This is a genomic window from Corynebacterium sp. ES2730-CONJ, from assembly GCF_024834055.1.
In the GTDB taxonomy this organism is placed as follows: Bacteria; Actinomycetota; Actinomycetes; order Mycobacteriales; family Mycobacteriaceae; genus Corynebacterium.
Genome location: NZ_JANUXZ010000001.1, coordinates 476935 through 494339 on the forward strand (window position 1 = coordinate 476935; position 17405 = coordinate 494339).

The following is a 17405-nucleotide window of genomic DNA, read 5'->3' on the forward strand; positions in this document are numbered from 1 at the left end:
TCCACGGCCCCAGGGCGGGGTGTATCTTCCCAGGAGATCTTCGGGCGTTAAAAAAATGACGAGATAATTAAACGATCCCCACCGGGCCGTGTTGCATTCACAACTTGAAAATCGCGCTGGTTTAGATCGCAAACTCCATTACTACCTCCCAATAGCTCAGGAGGTAGGACGGTCATCTTGAGCTTCGTCCTTAGGCCTCGATATAGCGTGGTGGTGACGGTCCCACAACCACAACTCTTTAGACATGCTGCTGCTCGCACTCCCCATACGATCGGCTCGTTCACATGCGGGCATCTATATCGTATTCACCAGGACTCAATTTTAGACCAAATCTACTAAGGGTGTAGTAGAAACTGACGCAGATAATTAACGCGCCTTCTATCTGGCTCACCCGCGCCACAACTGCGCCGTAACTAGGCTTAAACGGGGCGCTAGCCGAATCTTTCGAGGGATATTCCATCGGGCAATTCCCCACTACCCCTGGATGCAGCAAACTTTCGGTTCGGCAACACTTGATTGAGGCCACTGAAAGCCATTCAACCTCAGCTGGTGAGTTGCGGGTAAGTTGATACAGCAAGCAAAAAAAGTGGTGTCTCCTTATATATATGGAGACACCACCTGATAGAGCCTATTTAGATTCGATTGTTATCGATATCCTCTGCCCTATTTGCTTCATTGAGATTTTCCAGCATTTCGACCTGTTCGTGGTGGTTTTCTTCTTCGATTTCTCGAGCCTTTGCAGCAATCTCTGCATCGTCGGGAGTAAAGAAGCTACCACGCCCGGGCTCGCCGGCGAATCCCAGCTGGTTCAGCTGCTTCGGCACAGCGGCACCGGCATAAGGCAGTGGGATGGGGTGTCCATTTTCGTCCACAGGTCCTAGAGGTTGGTGAACTTCGATAAAGGCGCCATTAGGCATGAGCTTGATAACGCCGGTCTCGATACCATGCTCTAGAACTTCACGATCTGAGCGCTGCAGGGCTATACACAGACGATACGTGATGAAGTAGGCCAGTGGTGGCAATACGAGAAGTCCAATGCGACCAAACCACGTCATGGCATTCAGCGATACATAGAAGTGCAAGGCGAAGAGATCGTTACCGCCGGAGAGCGTAAGTACCGCGAAGAAGGTAATACCCATAACTCCGATGGAGGTTCGCACTGGGACGTCGCGTGGACGCTGCAGCAGGTTGTGATGGGCATTATCGCCTGTCACTTTTGCTTCGATGAATGGATAAGTGATGAGCAAAACAACCATTAGACCCGCGACGAGTCCGACCCAGACGGCATTCGGTATGGTGTGGTTGCCAATATACAGCTCCCAAGCCGGCATAACGCGAGCCAAGCCGTCGGTCCACAGCATATAGATATCGGGCTGGGAGCCAGCAGATACCTGCGATGGATTATATGGGCCCAGCATCCAAATGGCATTGATTGTGGTCAATCCAGCGAGCAAGGCGAGAACACCAGCGGTGATAAGGCCGAAGGCGGCTGCCTTGATACCGAAGAGTGGGAGGATACGAATTCCCACGACGTTATTTTCAGCACGACCTGGTCCGGGGAATTGGGTGTGCTTCTGGTACCACACGAGCGCTAAGTGTGCAGCGATCAGGCCGAGGAGGATGCCAGGGATAATGAGAACGTGGGCGATATAGAAGCGATCGAGCATGAGGTCGGAGGGGAAGTCTCCTCCGAAGATCAGCCAGTGCAACCAGGTTCCAATAATTGGGAGTCCCACAATGATGGCCGACATAATACGCAGACCAACACCGGAGAGGAGATCATCTGGTAGCGAGTAACCCATGAAACCTTCGGCCATTCCGAGAAGCAGGAGTACACAACCAATGATCCAGTTGGCCTCGCGGGGACGTCGGAAAGCACCAGTAAAGAAGATGCGCAGCATGTGCACGGTCATTGAGACCATGAACATCAGCGCAGCCCAGTGGTGCATTTGTCGAATGAACAGCCCTCCGCGAACCTCGAAGGAGATATTTAATGCGGTGGCGTAGGCGCGCGACATTTCCACACCATTGAGTGGGAGATAAGCGCCGTCATAGATGACCTTCGTAATCGATGGATCGAAGAAGAGGGTCAGATAGACACCAGTCAGGAGCAGGATGAGAAAGCTGTAGAGAGCGATCTCACCGAGCATAAATGACCAGTGGGTCGGGAAGACCTTATTTATTTGGGTCCGCATACCACCAGCGAGGGTGTAGCGGGAATCGATATTATTGCCTATTTCAGCGAGTTTGTTTGTCATTATGACTTACGCTCCCAGAATGCCGGGCCGACAGACTCAATGAAGTCGCCTGCGGCGATGAGGTAACCCTCTTCGTCTACGGTAATCGGCAGCTGTGGCAGAGCACGTGCGGCTGGCCCGAAAATAGGCTTTCCGTAATGCAGAGCATCAAACTGCGATTGGTGGCACGGGCACAGGATTCGGTTCGTTTGCGCTTCGTAGAGGGAGGTTGGGCAACCGATGTGCGTGCAGATCTTGGAATAGGCGTAGTAATCGCCATAGTGGAAATCTTCTTGGCCAGCGCGCTCGATGACCTTTTCAGCGTCCGAGGAGCGCAAGCGAATGAGCATGACCGCGTTGCGAGGGCCATGAATGGAGTGCATCTGATTCTCATAGACGTCCGCCTGGGGGTCGTACAAGTCCCCATCGTTGACGAGGTCAGCAGGAAGTGGGAAAACGGTCTCCATTCCAGCTGCCACTAGATCCTCAGGGCGCATGCGAACCAAGCGGGTCACGCCATGGGTCGTATAGTGCTCACCGGAGGAGCTTTCATGCTTTTCGGCGAGGGCACCAGTGTCACGTCCAAGATAGAGCTTCACTCCCTGCTCGGAGAGTGTCCAGCCGGAGGTCCAGAGTGTACCGTCACCCTGAATGCCGAGTTTGCCGGCTTTCCACGGGTTCTTGATCATGCCGCCTAGTGGGGCGATGATCACTAAGCCAGCTAGCACGCCACCGAGACCGAGGAGACCTTGGATAACCTTACGGCGCCCTAGAGTCGAGGTATGCCATGAGTCATTCAGTAGGGCTACGATGGTGCGGCGATCGACTTCATCTGAGGGGCCATCATGGCGGCGCTGCACCGCGATTTCGTCTGGAACGATGGTCTTCACGTAAATGACCACGCCCATGCCGAGGGACAAAATGGCCAGACCAGCGGTGAGGCCAAGAAGCGGGGTGAAGAGGGTATACATCCACAGCCCGTCATCGCCATGACCCTTATACTGCCACGGCCAAGCGATATAAACGGCCAGGAAGGCCAAAGCAGCTACTATACCTAGACCAAGCCAGATGCCCACAATACGAACAGCACGCTTCTCGGCGGGGTCGTTTTTAATAGGGAACCGTTCCTTGCGGTAGGCAACGGTGACGTCATCGAGCTCCGTGCCAAGGCGCGCAAGTTCCTCGTTGGTCATTGCGTTGAGCTCTTTGTCGCTGAAGTTCTTTGAAGTATTTTCGCTCATGAGCGCGATCCAATCCACATAGCGGCGGCCACGAGGACCACGATTCCTACAAGCCACATCAACATGCCTTCAGCAACGGGGCCGATGCCACCTAAGCTCCAGCCACCAGGAGATGGGGTTTCCTTCGCAGACTTAATGAAAGCAATAATGTCTTTTTTCTCGTCCGCCGATAGCTGCCGATCGGAGAATTTAGGCATATTTTGTGGACCAGTGAGCATAGCTTGGTAAATCTCTTGCTCATTTGCTGGGTCAAGGTACGGAGCGTACTTGCCCGAAGACAATGCCCCGCCGCGCCCAGTGAAGTTATGGCAGGATGCACAGTTGAGACGGAAGAGATCAGATCCGCGCGCTACGTCGGCGGGATTGATTTTGCCGTCGAACTGGTGCCCGCGAAGAGATTCTTGGGCTACCGAACCGTCTTCGTTATAGACGATTTCGGGTCCGCCACCGTTGGCGGCTACATAAGCGGCGATCGCTAGCGATTGCGCTTCATTATAGCGAGGGGTCTTGCGAGCGGCTTGGGCTTCATTGCGCAGCATCGGCATACGGCCGGAGTGCACTTGGAAATAGACCGCACCTGATCCAGCACCGATCAGTGATGGTCCACGATCTTCCACACCCTGCAAATTGGTGCCATGGCAAGTCACACAGGCTAGCTCGTAGAGGTCTTTACCCTCTTGGATCAAAGCCTGCTCATCGGCTTGCGCAGTGGCAACTTGCGGATCTGGGGTGGCAGCGTTTACTAATAGGCCGGTGCCGGTGAGGCCGAAGGCAAGTGCAAGGGCACCAGCGAGGGTGCGCCGCAATTTCCGCTTGCCACGCACCTTCTTCGCGTGGGCGGCCAAGTCGGTTGAGCTCACCGTCTCGGAGTTTGTATGGTTGGTCTCCATCATTTTCCTTATGTCTCGATTATGGAAAGTGAATGGCTGTAGGCCAGGGGGTGGATGATCAGATCATCCATAGATGGCCGCTACGGCCTACTGAATGACGTAAATAGTAATGAACAATCCAATCCAGACCACGTCGACGAAGTGCCAATAATAGGACACCACCATCGCTGCAGTTGCCTGGGCTGGGGTAAACTTTGACATCTTGATGCGCAGCAGAATAACGACGAAGCCTAGAACACCAGCGAGCACGTGGGCTGCGTGGAAGCCAGTCGTAATAAAGAATACGGAACCGTAGACACTGCTAGGGATGGTCAGGCCGTGCTCTACCAGGTGGTAGTACTCATAAGCCTGGCCGAGAAGGAAGATCGTACCTAAAAGGATGGTCAGTGCATACCACCGACGCAACTTGAAGACGTCTCCCCTTTCTGCTGCAAAAACGCCGTACTGGGCGGTCACCGAACTCGAAACCAGAATGGCCGAGATGGCTAGGGCATAGGGGACATTAAGGTGATCAGCACCTTCTTGCCAGGACCCGTTACCGATCCCGTTCGCACGCGAGGTGAAATACATCGCGAACAAACCGGCGAAGAACATCAACTCTTGAGACAGGAACACGATCGTTCCCACACTGACCATATTAGGGCGATTCAGTGCGGCTACTCTCGGCGTTGCTGCCTTGTCTGGGTTTCCAATTGCGTTCGTCACATCTATAAGTATGGCTTGTTTCTGTTAGCCCGTCACCTCGCGCGCATGACCGGTTTCTCCGTCTATTGCCTTCTACAACACAGCTCATCATGCATTTTCCCTGTGTTTGCCGATGCACTTATGCGTAAAAATAGCCATAAGCGCAGGTCACCACAGTTACCCCCCGCAAGGGAACACTCAACGGCGTCCGACTGGTCTATAGCCACTAAGTTACTATTGTGAGCTAAAACACATGTTTCATTCAGATCGGGTCTTAAAACTCATACTTAAGTATGCCCCACGCCTACCTGCACTTTTATCGAAGGACTACCCCCCTTTATTGCCCCTGAAAAATCTCCGGGAACTTTTTTCAGTTTCATCCGACCACAACTACCCCACTAACACTCAGACCCCCACCCGACTATTTCGGGTGGGGGTCTGAGAGAAGAACGAACGGAGAGGAATCAGATCTTTAGTGCTTTTCCTTTGGTAAACCGTATTGCAGGTTCAACATCGTGGTTGTATAAATCAACGCGACGGCACCTAAAGCAATGAGCCAGTAGTGCATAAAGACGATGCCAAAGCCCAGCAGCGCAATGGCCCCGGACATAGCAGCCGGCCAAATGGAGGACGGGGAGAAGAATCCTAGTGTTCCCGCTCCGTCGGAGATCTCAGCTTCCTCCCAGTCTTCAGGAACAACATCCATGCGCACTTCGGTGAAGTGCAGATAGGCACCCAGCATGAGAGCTAGCAGGGTGGCCAAAATCAGGGAGACACCACCCGCCCATTCGAAGTTATAGCCGCCTCCATCAGCAACGAAACGGTTGCCAGTATCGTCGACATACATGGTGGCCAGGAAGTAAAGTACGGACATAATCGCCAAGAAGACGGTTATGGAGTACATGATTCGTGATGATCCGCGCATTTTCTCTTACCTCGGTCCTTTATTCGCCCGTAAGCTCACGTACATTATTGCCATCACGGGTTGCAGTGCGCCCTGAGTTGAATGGGCTCGTGGTGATTGCATAACCTGGTTCGCCAATTGCCTCTAATGCAGCTGAATTTGGAGCTTCAGGGTTGCTGCGGCGGAAGTCGAGATAGTCAACGAACTTTTCAGGCGTGACCACTCGAAGCTCAAAGTTCATCATGGCATGGTAGGTGCCGCACATTTCGGCGCAGCGGCCAACGAAGGCACCTTCCTTCTCAATCTTCTCGATCTGGAAACGACGCTCCTGCTTATTCTCCTCGGGATGGGAGTATACGTCGCGCTTGAAGAGGAACTCTGGAACCCAGAATGAGTGGCTCACATCCGAGGAAGCGAGTTGGAACTCGATGGGTGTATTGCTCGGAAGGACCAACACGGGGACCTCGTCGGTCGTACCCAAAGTCTCTATCTCGTCAAAGTGCAAATAAGACATATCGCTCTTCGAGCGCCCGTTGATTGGGTTATGACCACTCGGGTCGATCTTAGAAGCCTCGGCTAGTTCTTGGCGCTCAGTGTCGATTCCGTCGTAAGTCTTTCCGTCGGTGGTGAGTTCAGCAGCAACCTCGCGGTAGCCGAACTTCCAGTTCCACTGGTAGCCGGTGACATCGACAACAACCTGAGGATCTTTATCCAGTGCAGTAACCTTGTCTTGGGTTTGCACGGTGAAGAAGAAGAGCGTCATAACAATAACCACCGGGACGATGGTTAAAAAGAGCTCGACCGGAATATTATATTGGGTCTGACGTGGGAACTCGTCTTTACCGTCTTTTTCGGCCTTCTTTGCCGACCAGGCGAACATGCCGTAGATGAACAGGCCCCACATAATGACGCCGATCGTCCAGGCAGCTACCCATACCCATACCCAGAAGTTATACATTGCGGTTGCTTCGGGTGTAATACCCTTAGGCCAGCCCATAGCGAGGAACCAGCCGAGAGCTCCACCTGGAGCATCGACATTGCACCCCGCAAGGGTTCCAGCACCTAAGGTCAGTACACTTGCTAGAAGTGCTACCCGCCCAAAGCCACGCTTGTGTTGATTAGCCACGCGTGTCTGCCTTCCTTTTCACATTCGTTCAGTTCATCGCAGGAGTACCATTCGCCCACGAGCGGCCGAGAGTATTCCTATGCCTATCTTGACAGAATATCGTATCCAGCGCGCCCGTTAGGAACCCCATAGTCCATTTGTGCTGCTTATTTGGCCGAGAGCGGCATTTTCATTACCCCATTGACGTGGATAATTAGCTAGTTAACCTCGATAAACACGTGACTCGAATCACACTCTGCAGTTGACGCACTCAACCTTTTGAATGCCCACTAAACCGATAGCTCTCTACCCCCACACCTCTCCCCCGCATTTTAGCCAGCGCCCGCCCCACCACGCGCACCGAGCTAAGCCCGGATATATGGAGTAACCTTAGAGACCAGATTTTCTAACCCTGATACTTAGAGTGAAGGAGTCCTTAACTTTCTATGTGCGGCTTACTCGGAATCCTCTCCGCCCACGGCCAAGCGCAGACCTTTGTCTCCGCGATCGAGAGTGCGCTCCCGTGCATGCACCACCGCGGGCCCGACGAGGCTGGTACGTGGCACGATAATGACGCCGTCTTCGGTTTCAACAGACTCTCTATTATTGATCTAGCGCACTCCCACCAGCCTCTGCAGTGGGGGCCCGAAGGTCAGGAAAATCGCTATGCCATGACCTTCAACGGTGAGATCTATAACTACCTCGAATTACGCGAGGAATTACAAGCTCTCGGTTACCATTTCAATACTTCTGGTGACGGGGAGCCAATCGTAGTGGGCTACCACCACTGGGGAGCGAAGGTGGTTGAGCATCTCCGCGGCATGTTTGGCATCGCAATCTGGGACAGCGTGGACCATCAGCTCTTCCTCGCCCGCGATCAATTTGGAATCAAGCCGCTCTACTATGCCACAACCGAGAAGGGTACCGTCTTCGCATCCGAGAAGAAGTGCATCCTTGATATGGCCGATGCACTTGGTCTAGGTCTCGACCTTGATCGCAGAGCCATCGAGCACTACGTGGACCTGCAATACGTCCCCGAACCCGAGAGCCTGCATCAGGAGATAAGGCGACTTGAATCGGGTTGTACTGCTACTGTCCGCCCTGGGGAGAAGCTGGTGCACTCACGTTATTTCCGTCCCCAATTCCCAGCCCGAAAAGTAGGTCCCGCTGGTGAGCAGGAGCTCTTCGATCGCATCACCCACGCCCTGGAAGATAGCGTAGAGAAGCATATGCGTGCCGACGTCACCGTTGGATCCTTCCTCTCGGGTGGTATCGATTCCACTGCTATCGCCGCTCTAGCCAAGCGTCACAACCCTAATCTACTCACTTTTACCACTGGATTTGAGCGCGAGGGTTATTCCGAAGTCGATGTGGCCAGAGAGTCCGCAGAGGCTATTGGAGTTGAGCATATCGTCAAAATTGTCTCACCCGAGGAATACGCCGACGCCATTCCTAAGATCATGTGGTACCTCGACGACCCCGTGGCGGACCCCTCCCTCGTCCCGCTCTACTTCGTAGCCCAAGAAGCTCGCAAGCACGTCAAGGTCGTGCTCTCAGGGGAAGGCGCCGACGAGCTTTTCGGCGGCTACACCATCTATAAAGAGCCGCTCTCGCTGGCACCATTCGAGAAAATTCCGGGTCCCCTGCGCCGTGGTCTGGGGCAGCTCTCGCGCATTCTTCCGGAGGGAATGAAGGGTAAATCCCTACTCGAGCGCGGCTCCCAAACTATGGAGGAGCGCTACTACGGTAATGCCCGCTCCTTTAACTTTGAGCAGATGCAGCGTATCATTCCGTGGGCCCGCAAAGACTGGGATCACCGAGAGGTCACCGCTGGAATTTATGCTCAATCCCAGGAGATGGACCCCGTCGCCAGGATGCAACACCTTGACCTCTTTACGTGGATGCGAGGCGATATTCTGGTCAAAGCCGATAAAATCAATATGGCCCACTCGCTCGAGTTGCGTGTTCCTTTCCTCGATAAGGAAGTTTTCCACGTGGCAGAAACAATCCCCTACGATCTCAAGATCAGCCATGGGACCACTAAATACGCCCTCCGTAAAGCGATGGAATCCATCGTCCCAGCGCATGTGTTGCACCGTAAGAAGTTAGGCTTCCCCGTCCCTATGAGGCACTGGTTAGCTGGCGATGAGCTCTTTGGCTGGGCTCAGGACACCATCCGCGAATCCGGCACGGCGGAGATATTTGATAAAAATGAGGTTCTAGCCATGCTCACAGAGCACCGCAACGGTCACAGCGATCACTCTAGGCGCCTGTGGACGGTCCTCGCCTTTATGGTCTGGCATGGAATCTTCGTGGAAAAGCGCATCGATCCTGGTATCGAGCAGCGCGAATACCCAGTCGAGCTATAGGCATTCTCGAGCTATAGGCATTCGAGCGACAAAAAGGGCGCCTGTCAGGGTTTTTACCCTGCCAAGCGCCTGATTTTCGTTAGTTAAAAGAATCTCCACACGCACACGAGCCGCCAGCATTGGGGTTATCGATGGTGAACCCCTGGGACTCGATGGTGTCTTGGAAGTCAATAGTAGCTCCCGAAAGATAAGGCACACTCATCTTATCCACCACGAGTCGGACGCCGCCGATGACGTCTTCCTTGTCACCGTCGAGTGAACGGTCATCGAAAAAGAGTTGGTAGCGCAATCCGGCGCATCCGCCTGGTTGGACGGCAATCCGCAGCGCCAAATCATCTCGATTTTCTTGCTCGAGCAACGCTTTAGCCTTAGCAGCAGCCGCTTCGCTTAAAATAACTCCGGTATTGCTTTGAGTCTGTGGGGCAGTCATGAAAGTCTTTACTCCTTAACGCGGTAATTCCTGATACAACTCTACCGCAGCCATCACATAAGTGTCGGCACTGTTGGTACGTACCTCTATTATGCCTCCTTGAGCCTTTGGCCTGCTAGCCGAATTCTGGTCCCGATACGATTCCCAATGAGGCTCGGTGCAAAAGTTTTTTGTGATGCTTTCGTAAAAGCGGAGCAATATTAGTAGTCTTGATATCGTGAATTCCGATAAACAGCAGCCCGCCGAAGCCCCACGTTCCAAGGCTTATACGCCCAAGAAGGGACGCCCTACGCCGAAGCGCAAAGAAGCTCAAGCGCACCCGGGGACGTTCCAGTCGCGTTATGCCTCTGATGAAGCCTTCCTCCGCAACCGCAAGATGCGGAAAGAGCTGAAAGCTTCCATGACCAAAGAGGAGTGGAAGGCTCATAAGAAGGCCGAGAAGGAAGCACGCCTCGAGCGCAGCCGCCGCACCAAAGAGGGCATGGATCGCGGCGAAGAACGCTACCTCCTCGAACGTGATAAGGGCCCAGAGCGAGCCTATGTACGCGACTATATTGACTCGCGCCGCTATATGAATTCTTTTATGATGCCTTTTGCTCTCATCCTGCTCATTGGCATGGTGATATCCTCCTCTTGGCCTGAGATCTCCTATTTCATCAGTCTCTTTGCCATGGCTGTTATGATCGGCTTGGCCGTTGAAGGAGTCATGCTCGGCCGCGGCGCTGTGGCTGCAGTGCGCGATAAATTCCCAGCCACCGCCGAATCTGGCCTCGCCTTGGGCTTCTATGCTTTCGGCCGCGCCTCTCAACCTCGGCGCTGGCGCTCCCCGAAGCCTAAGGTTGCAGCGGGCGATTATATTGGCGGCAAGAAGAAGAAGTAGTACACATGCGTACTCTAATAGTGGGAGGGGCTCGTTCCGGTAAATCGGCTTTCGCTGAAGGCCTGGCTGGTTCGGGCCCGTGCCTGTATATAGCGACTGCTCGTGGAGCTGATGGGGACGAGGATTTTCGCGCCCGAATCTATGAGCATCAACGCCGACGCCCCTTGACCTGGATAACCGAGGACCGCGCGGATATCCGATCCGTTCTCGCCAGCCCCGAGGACTGGATCAAGCCACATACCCCGATTCTTATTGATGACCTCGGCACCTGGCTGAGTGCGCTTATTGACGCCAAAGAGGCCTGGGAGTCACCGCGTGGCTGTGTGGACGCTGAGATTGAGGAATTATGCGCGTTGATTGACGATCTCCCCGACTATTATCCACTCGTTATTGTTAGCCCTGAAGTGGGGATGGGGATCATCCCCCACTTTCACTCCGGGCGACTTTTCCGCGATGAATTGGGCCGACTCAATCAACTCGTAGCAGATATCTGCGAGGAAGTAGTCTTTGTCGTAGCAGGCCAAGCGTTACCCTTGAAGAAACAGCTGACCGACAAAGACCCGAGAAAGGCTTGAGGTTTGAAGGCTTATGCATCCAACTGATTTTTTCCCACGAGTTCACGCCCCCGATAGCGAGGTGGCGCGGCAGGCCGAGGAGTACCAGCTCGCCTTGACTAAACCTGCGGGATCTTTGGGTCGACTTGAAGAGATCGGGATTTTTCTTGCGGCCTGTCAATCGCAGCTACCTCCACGTCCCCTTATCCAACCGCGGCTGGTGGTCTTCGCCGGTGATCACGGTATCGCAGCTCGTCATGTCTCGGCCTACCCGCAAGAGGCCTCCGCACAGATTGCCGATAATATTCGCAATGGTGGTGCTGGGGTCAATGCCATTGCTAATGCTTCCGGTATCGGGATCCGTGTGGTAGATATTTCGCTCAACCATGATGTGTGGGGCGAGGAGCGAGTCTCTCGCTCGAGTGGAATGATCGATATCGAAGATGCGATGAGCGAAGAGCAATTAGTGCGCGCCATCGAGATTGGTAAGCGTATTGCCGATCAGGAAATCGATAGCGGTTGCGACCTCATCATGGCTGGCGATGCTGGAATCGGAAATACCACGATCTCCTCTACCATTATTGGTTTACTCACTAATCACGAGCCTGTTGAAGTTACCGGCCGTGGCGCCGGCTGTGATGATGAAGCGTGGAAGAATAAAGTCAGCGTCGTGCGCGATGCCATGTTCCGTGCGCGGCGCGACAAGGGCGATATTCTGACCGTTATGCGTAAGGTTACCTCTCCCGACCTGGTAGCTATGGCAGCGTTTATAGCTCAGTCCGCGGTGCGCCGCACCCCTATCTTGCTCGACGGTGTGGTGGTTGGTTCTGCTGCCATCCTCGCTGACCGTCTCGCCCCTGGAGCTCGGGCATGGATGCTCGCTGGACATCAATCCGCCGAGCCAGCCCACACCTTCGCCTTAAAATATCTGGGCCTTTCACCTCTCGTGAATCTAGGTATGCGGCTAGGTGAAGGGTCTGGGGCGGCCGCCGCCTACCCGCTGGTCAAAATGGCCTGTCATATTCTCAATGATATGGCGACCTTCGAGCAGTCCCATGTTGCTGGCGCCGATGCCGTCCCCGCCGATCGCTTCTCCAACACTCACTGATAGATGTCCGGAAAAGCTCACTTCACCTCAGGCGAGCATCAACACCCGCTCATCGAGGGCCCACTTACTGCCCTCAGCTGGCTGACGGTTCTCCCCATTCGCGGTGCGGATGTCTATGACAGGGTCACAGGCACTCGAGTCATGCTGAGTTTGCCTCTCGTGGGAGCCCTTTTCGGGTGTATTGCGGCTCTTTTGGCTCTAGCCTTTTCAGCTCTGGGGGTCAGCTCGCTTTTAGGCGCGGTTATTATTCTATTGGGGTGGGAATTAGCCAATCGCTTCATGCATCTCGATGGTTTAAGCGATATGGCAGATGCTTTGGGTTCCTATGCCGATAGCGCCAAAGCTCGTTTGATCTTGGATGACCCTCATACCGGCTCCATGGGGGCTGCTGCGATTGTGTTGGTCTTTATGACCGAGGTTGCAGCGATGTCGACGATGCTCGAACTTAGCTACCCTTTACTACTGGGATTAGCGCCGTGGGCCAGCCGGATATGCACCATGGTGCCTTGTTTGACGAGGTTCAGCCCGATTCGCCCCACAGGTTTTGGTGGCCTGATAATTGGAACGATTAAGCCACTCGCCCTCGCGTTATGGTCACTGATCTTTGTCCTTGTGGCACTATGTATCCAACCGAGCTGGGTTATTATGCTGGCTTACGGAGGAAGTATAGGAATCAGCTACGTTTTGTCGCGCTACTGTGACCATCGTTTGGCTGGGCTCAATGGCGATGCGTGCGGCTTTATCCAACAGGTATCCCAGGCAAGTTTTCTCCTGATCACGAGCCTGGGATTAAGCCTCATTTAAGGCGCGGCTACGAGTGTGTGCAGCCACTGATGGGTATCAGTGAGATCGCCCCGCTGGATTCCCGTGAGGTGCTCACGCAGCTTCATAGTGATCGAACCCGGCCGACCTTCATTAACGGCAAAATGTCCGTGCCGGGAGCGCACTGTGCCCACAGGTGTGATGACCGCAGCGGTTCCGCAGGCGAAGGTTTCCGTCATCATCCCGCTCTTTGCATCGCGCTCCCATTCATCGGTGCTAATCAGGCGCTCTTCGACCTCGTAGCCCATATCGCTTGCGAGTTCGAGCAAAGAAGCTCGAGTAATACCCGGCAATAAAGAGCCAGTGAGTTGTGGAGTGACAATCTTCGGGGCCTTGTCACCGTCGTAGACAAAGAAAAGGTTCATTCCGCCCATCTCCTCAACGTATCGGTGCTCGTGAGCATCAAGCCACACCACCTGGTCGCACCCCTTGTCTGCTGCTTGAGCTTGGGCAAGCAAAGAAGCGGCATAGTTGCCGGCACATTTGGCAAAGCCGGTGCCACCTTTCACGGCACGCACATAGTCCTCGCATAACCAAACAGATACTGGTTTGATTCCGCCTTGAAAATAGGCGCCAGCGGGGGAAGCAATGAGCACAAAGATATAGGAGGATGATGGATGTACGCCCAGGGTGGATTCGGTGGCTATGAGGAAGGGACGCAGATAAAGCGATTCCTCACCTCCGTAGGCTGGTACCCACTGCTGATCCACCGTGACCAATTGAGTGAGGGCTTCAATAAAAAGATCCTTGGGAAGTTCCGGCATAGCCAGTCGGGCGGCGGAGGACTGGAAGCGGGCAGCATTGGCATCGGGGCGGAAGGTTTTGATACTGCCGTCCTTATGCCGATAAGCCTTGATCCCCTCGAAAATGGCTTGACCGTAGTGGAAAACCGACGTCGAAGGGTCGAGGTGCAAAGGGGCGTATGGGGTCACCGTGGCGTCATGCCAGCCGGCCTCCTCAGTCCAGGAGATCGTGACCATGTGGTCGGTGAAATACTGACCAAATCTGGGGTTTTTGTGGATTTCGGCGATGCGCTCTGCGGCGGTTGGCTCGGAAGTTTTATTGATGCGGAATTCTAGGCTACTCATATTTTTAATGTACACCGCTTCATCGACGATCAGCTCAATACCTAATCCAGCGGAATTTTGGTTAAGGTTGGGGATTGGCCGAGAAAATCTCAGCTATTGTGCTTGAATAAAGGAGTCATCGATGAACGAATTATCGTCGCTCATTACTGGTGCGCGGACTCGCGTGCATTTAGAACACTCACTGCCCAATAATACCGAGGCTTTGATCATCCCCGCTTTCGCTGGTGAGGACGGTCTTGAGTTAGCAGCATCTGGGCTTTTCGACGACGAGATCGAGGCAGACCTTCTCGAACTTCTCACCGCGCTGGGTGCGACGGGCAAGAAGATGGAGATTACTAAAATCCCCGCCATCGAAGGTATCGCCGCCGATATCGTGGTGGCTGTGGGTCTTGGCGATAATGACGCTTTTGACGCGGATATTTTGCGGCAGGCGGCCGGAGTCGCAGCTCGCTCGGTCAAAGGGCTCGAATATGTAGCCACCACCTTAGGCATCTTTGGAATTCGAGAAACAGTCGAGGGCATCGTCCTAGGCGCTTACCATTATGACGGCCTTAAAACGTCCTCCCTCACCACCCCTGTCGAAAATGTCACCATCATCAGTACCCGCGAGGACGCACGGGATGACTTCGACCGCGGCCTTATTGCCGCTCAGGCGGTTACTCTGGCCCGCGATCTCGTCAATGCTCCTTCCTCACACCTCTTCCCCGAAAGCTACGCGAACATCATCGACTCGCTGGCTCAGAGCTACGGTCTTGAGGTGAGCATTCGCGATGAACACCAGCTCGCCGCAGAGGGCTTCGGTGGCATCCTAGCCGTGGGCCAGGGTTCGAGCCGCAAGCCGCGCTTGGTGCAATTGAAATACCGCGCACCTCAAGGGCACGAAGACACTAAACATATTTCCTTCGTGGGCAAGGGTATTACATTCGATACCGGTGGTATTTCCATCAAGCCCGGGGCCAATATGGATCTCATGATCACCGATATGGGTGGCTCTGCTGCCGTTATCGCCACAACGATCGCTGCTGCTCGATTAGGCTTAAATGTCAATATCACAACCACTGTCTCTTTGGCTGAAAATATGCCTGGTGGCAATGCCTACCGCCCCGGTGATGTGATTACCCACTACGGCGGAAAAACCACTGAGGTACTCAATACTGATGCTGAGGGCCGCCTCGTCATGGCTGACGCTATAGTCTTAGCCTCCGAGGATAATCCCGATTACCTCATCGATACCGCTACCCTCACCGGTGCCCAGATCGTTGCCTTAGGCGATCGCACCATGGGAATCATGGGAGATACCGAGCTCATTACGACACTCGCCGAGCTGGGCAACGTGGTGGGCGAAGGGGCTTGGCCAATGCCTCTACCGGAGGAGTTGGCTGAAGCCGTAAAATCAGAGGTCGCAGACCTGCGCAATGTGACTAATTCGCGGGCGGGCGGGATGCTTTCCGCCGGATGTTTCCTAAGAGAATTTGTCGGCGACAATATTACATGGGCTCACGTGGATATAGCTGGCCCATCATTTAATTCTGGTAGCCCATATGGATTCACCGCGAAGCGCGCCACTGGAGTGCCGGTGCGCACCTTCCTAGCCTTCCTCGATAGCCTTTCTTAAACTGATGCTGCAGGTCACGTAAGTACCTGCAGCACCCTAATACTCGCCGCGTTCGAAACGTTCGCGGCGTTCTTTTTGCTCGCGGCGCTTGCGCAAAATTCGCTCTCTCTCAATACGCTCACGCATGCGTTGGGGGTAACCAGTTTCCTCAACATCATAGAGGGCAATACCTAGTTCTTTGGCCACCACATCAATACCCTTAGGACCGCCGATGCGACGGCGGGTGAAATCACCCGATTCATCGACAAGGCACACACTCATTTCGTTAACCAGGGTTTCTGGCTCGATAAAACCCTCGACTAACAGCCGCGATGCCACCCACCCTTTGAGGTAGGCCAGGTCATTGCTGCGGATAGTATCCCCGGGAGCGCGGGGTGGCTTCAGATTTGATTTCGCGCCTTTGCGGCCAAATATATTGAACACAAGGAACAATTGTAGGGGGAAAAATAAGAACTTGCGGACATCCGTGTCACATTTCTGCCATAAAACGGGTACGCTCTAGGGGTATTAAGACCTTTTGTGACTACTGCAATCACACGTTAAATTCATAGGAGCTAAATTAACCATGGCGCACTCCGTTATCATGCCCGAGCTGGGCGAATCAGTAACTGAAGGCACGATTACCCAGTGGCTCAAGGCCGTAGGCGATACCGTCGAGGTCGATGAGGCCCTGCTCGAGGTCTCCACTGACAAGGTAGACACCGAGGTCCCCTCCCCCGTTGCTGGTGTCTTGTTGGAGATCAAGGTCAACGAGGACGATACCGTGGACGTCGGTGAAGTAATCGCCGTCATCGGCGACCCCGATGAAGCTCCAGCTGACAACCAAGACGATGAAAAAGAAGCTGCCCCCGCAGCGGAAAAGGCTCCTCAAAAAGATTCCTCTGCGACATCATCTGCTGGCGCCGTTGATGTGGTGATGCCGGAACTAGGAGAATCGGTCTCCGAAGGCACCATTACCCAGTGGCTCAAGGCCGTCGGCGATACCGTCGAGGTCGACGAGGCCCTCCTCGAGGTCTCCACAGACAAAGTAGACACCGAGGTCCCCTCCCCCGTGGCCGGCACGATCGTGGAGATCCTGTTCGAGGAAGACGATACCGTTGACGTCGGTGACGTCATTGTGCGCATCGGCGACCCCGATGCCGTTCAGGAAGAGACCAAGCCTGAGCCAGAGCCTGAGGCTAAACCAGAGCCTAAAGCTGAAGCCAAGCCACAAGCACACTCATCTGCTGGCGCCGTTGATGTGGTGATGCCGGAACTGGGAGAATCAGTCTCCGAAGGCACCATTACCCAGTGGCTGAAAGCCGTAGGCGATACCGTCGAGGTCGACGAGGCCCTCCTCGAGGTCTCCACTGACAAAGTAGACACCGAGGTCCCCTCCCCCGTGGCCGGCACGATCGTGGAGATCCTGTTCGAGGAAGACGATACCGTTGACGTCGGTGACGTCATTGTGCGCATCGGCGACCCCGATGCCGTTCAGG

16 protein-coding genes are annotated in these 17405 nt (G+C 54.3%); 7 read left to right on the forward strand and 9 right to left on the reverse strand.

The features are described 5' to 3' along the window. Positions 1–632: 632 nt before the first annotated feature. The 6 genes from NXS13_RS02185 to NXS13_RS02210 form a co-directional block, all read right to left on the reverse strand. Entirely contained in the window at positions 633–2258 is a 1626-nt protein-coding gene (locus tag NXS13_RS02185; RefSeq protein WP_259289275.1) for a cytochrome bc complex cytochrome b subunit, read from the reverse strand. Next, entirely contained in the window at positions 2258–3478 is a 1221-nt protein-coding gene (locus NXS13_RS02190) for a ubiquinol-cytochrome c reductase iron-sulfur subunit (RefSeq protein ID WP_259076041.1), read from the reverse strand. The genes NXS13_RS02185 and NXS13_RS02190 overlap by 1 nt, the downstream gene beginning before the upstream one ends. Continuing rightward, complete coding sequence (locus tag NXS13_RS02195) at positions 3475–4371, reverse strand: c-type cytochrome (RefSeq protein ID WP_396124677.1); 897 nt, start codon at positions 4369–4371, stop codon at positions 3475–3477. Before NXS13_RS02195 ends, NXS13_RS02190 begins: the two co-directional genes overlap by 4 nt. Positions 4372–4455: 84 nt before the next feature. After that, positions 4456–5073 (reverse strand): heme-copper oxidase subunit III, encoded by a 618-nt coding sequence (locus NXS13_RS02200; protein ID WP_259076036.1) that lies wholly within the window; start codon positions 5071–5073, stop codon positions 4456–4458. A 451-nt stretch (positions 5074–5524) separates the two neighbouring features. Then, positions 5525–5977, reverse strand: coding sequence for a cytochrome c oxidase subunit 4 (locus NXS13_RS02205; RefSeq protein WP_259076034.1), 453 nt, complete (start codon positions 5975–5977; stop codon positions 5525–5527). A gap of 19 nt (positions 5978–5996) precedes the next feature. After that, entirely contained in the window at positions 5997–7082 is a 1086-nt protein-coding gene (locus NXS13_RS02210) for a cytochrome c oxidase subunit II (RefSeq protein ID WP_259157618.1), read from the reverse strand. 425 nt (positions 7083–7507) lie between these two features. Here NXS13_RS02210 and asnB point away from each other — a divergent pair, with 425 nt between their 5' ends. Next, complete coding sequence (gene asnB / locus NXS13_RS02215; protein WP_259289276.1) at positions 7508–9430, forward strand: asparagine synthase (glutamine-hydrolyzing); 1923 nt, start codon at positions 7508–7510, stop codon at positions 9428–9430. A gap of 79 nt (positions 9431–9509) precedes the next feature. Here asnB and NXS13_RS02220 read toward each other — a convergent pair whose 3' ends face one another. After that, the gene (locus tag NXS13_RS02220; RefSeq protein ID WP_259076025.1) at positions 9510–9860 is read right to left on the reverse strand and encodes an iron-sulfur cluster assembly accessory protein; all 351 of its coding nucleotides are present in this window, start codon (positions 9858–9860) and stop codon (positions 9510–9512) included. Between the two features lie 217 nt (positions 9861–10077). Here NXS13_RS02220 and NXS13_RS02225 point away from each other — a divergent pair, with 217 nt between their 5' ends. Genes NXS13_RS02225 through NXS13_RS02240 form a run of 4 tightly spaced genes read left to right on the forward strand, consistent with a single transcriptional unit; the run spans position 10078 to position 13206 of the window. Next, complete coding sequence (locus tag NXS13_RS02225) at positions 10078–10740, forward strand: DUF3043 domain-containing protein (protein WP_259289277.1); 663 nt, start codon at positions 10078–10080, stop codon at positions 10738–10740. Between the two features lie 5 nt (positions 10741–10745). After that, the gene (locus NXS13_RS02230; protein ID WP_259076020.1) at positions 10746–11315 is read left to right on the forward strand and encodes a bifunctional adenosylcobinamide kinase/adenosylcobinamide-phosphate guanylyltransferase; all 570 of its coding nucleotides are present in this window, start codon (positions 10746–10748) and stop codon (positions 11313–11315) included. Positions 11316–11328: 13 nt separating this feature from the next. Then, positions 11329–12402, forward strand: coding sequence for a nicotinate-nucleotide--dimethylbenzimidazole phosphoribosyltransferase (cobT, locus tag NXS13_RS02235; protein ID WP_259076018.1), 1074 nt, complete (start codon positions 11329–11331; stop codon positions 12400–12402). A 3-nt stretch (positions 12403–12405) separates the two neighbouring features. Next, on the forward strand, positions 12406–13206 hold the full coding sequence (locus NXS13_RS02240; RefSeq protein WP_259076005.1) for an adenosylcobinamide-GDP ribazoletransferase: 801 nt from the start codon (positions 12406–12408) through the stop codon (positions 13204–13206). Here NXS13_RS02240 and NXS13_RS02245 read toward each other — a convergent pair. Next, positions 13203–14312, reverse strand: a complete 1110-nt coding sequence (locus NXS13_RS02245) for a branched-chain amino acid aminotransferase (RefSeq protein ID WP_259289278.1) — start codon at positions 14310–14312, stop codon at positions 13203–13205. The two genes, NXS13_RS02240 and NXS13_RS02245, sit on opposite strands and share 4 nt — an antisense overlap. Positions 14313–14433: 121 nt before the next feature. Here NXS13_RS02245 and NXS13_RS02250 point away from each other — a divergent pair, with 121 nt between their 5' ends. Then, positions 14434–15927 carry a leucyl aminopeptidase gene (locus NXS13_RS02250; protein ID WP_259289279.1) on the forward strand — a complete coding sequence of 498 codons (1494 nt, stop codon included), beginning with the start codon at positions 14434–14436 and terminating at the stop codon, positions 15925–15927. 36 nt (positions 15928–15963) lie between these two features. Here NXS13_RS02250 and NXS13_RS02255 read toward each other — a convergent pair whose 3' ends face one another. Next, positions 15964–16350 carry an oxidoreductase gene (locus NXS13_RS02255; protein ID WP_259075997.1) on the reverse strand — a complete coding sequence of 129 codons (387 nt, stop codon included), beginning with the start codon at positions 16348–16350 and terminating at the stop codon, positions 15964–15966. 142 nt (positions 16351–16492) lie between these two features. Here NXS13_RS02255 and NXS13_RS02260 point away from each other — a divergent pair. Beyond that, a partial coding sequence (locus NXS13_RS02260) for a biotin/lipoyl-containing protein (RefSeq protein WP_310470050.1) occupies positions 16493–17405 on the forward strand: 913 nt, incomplete at its 3' end.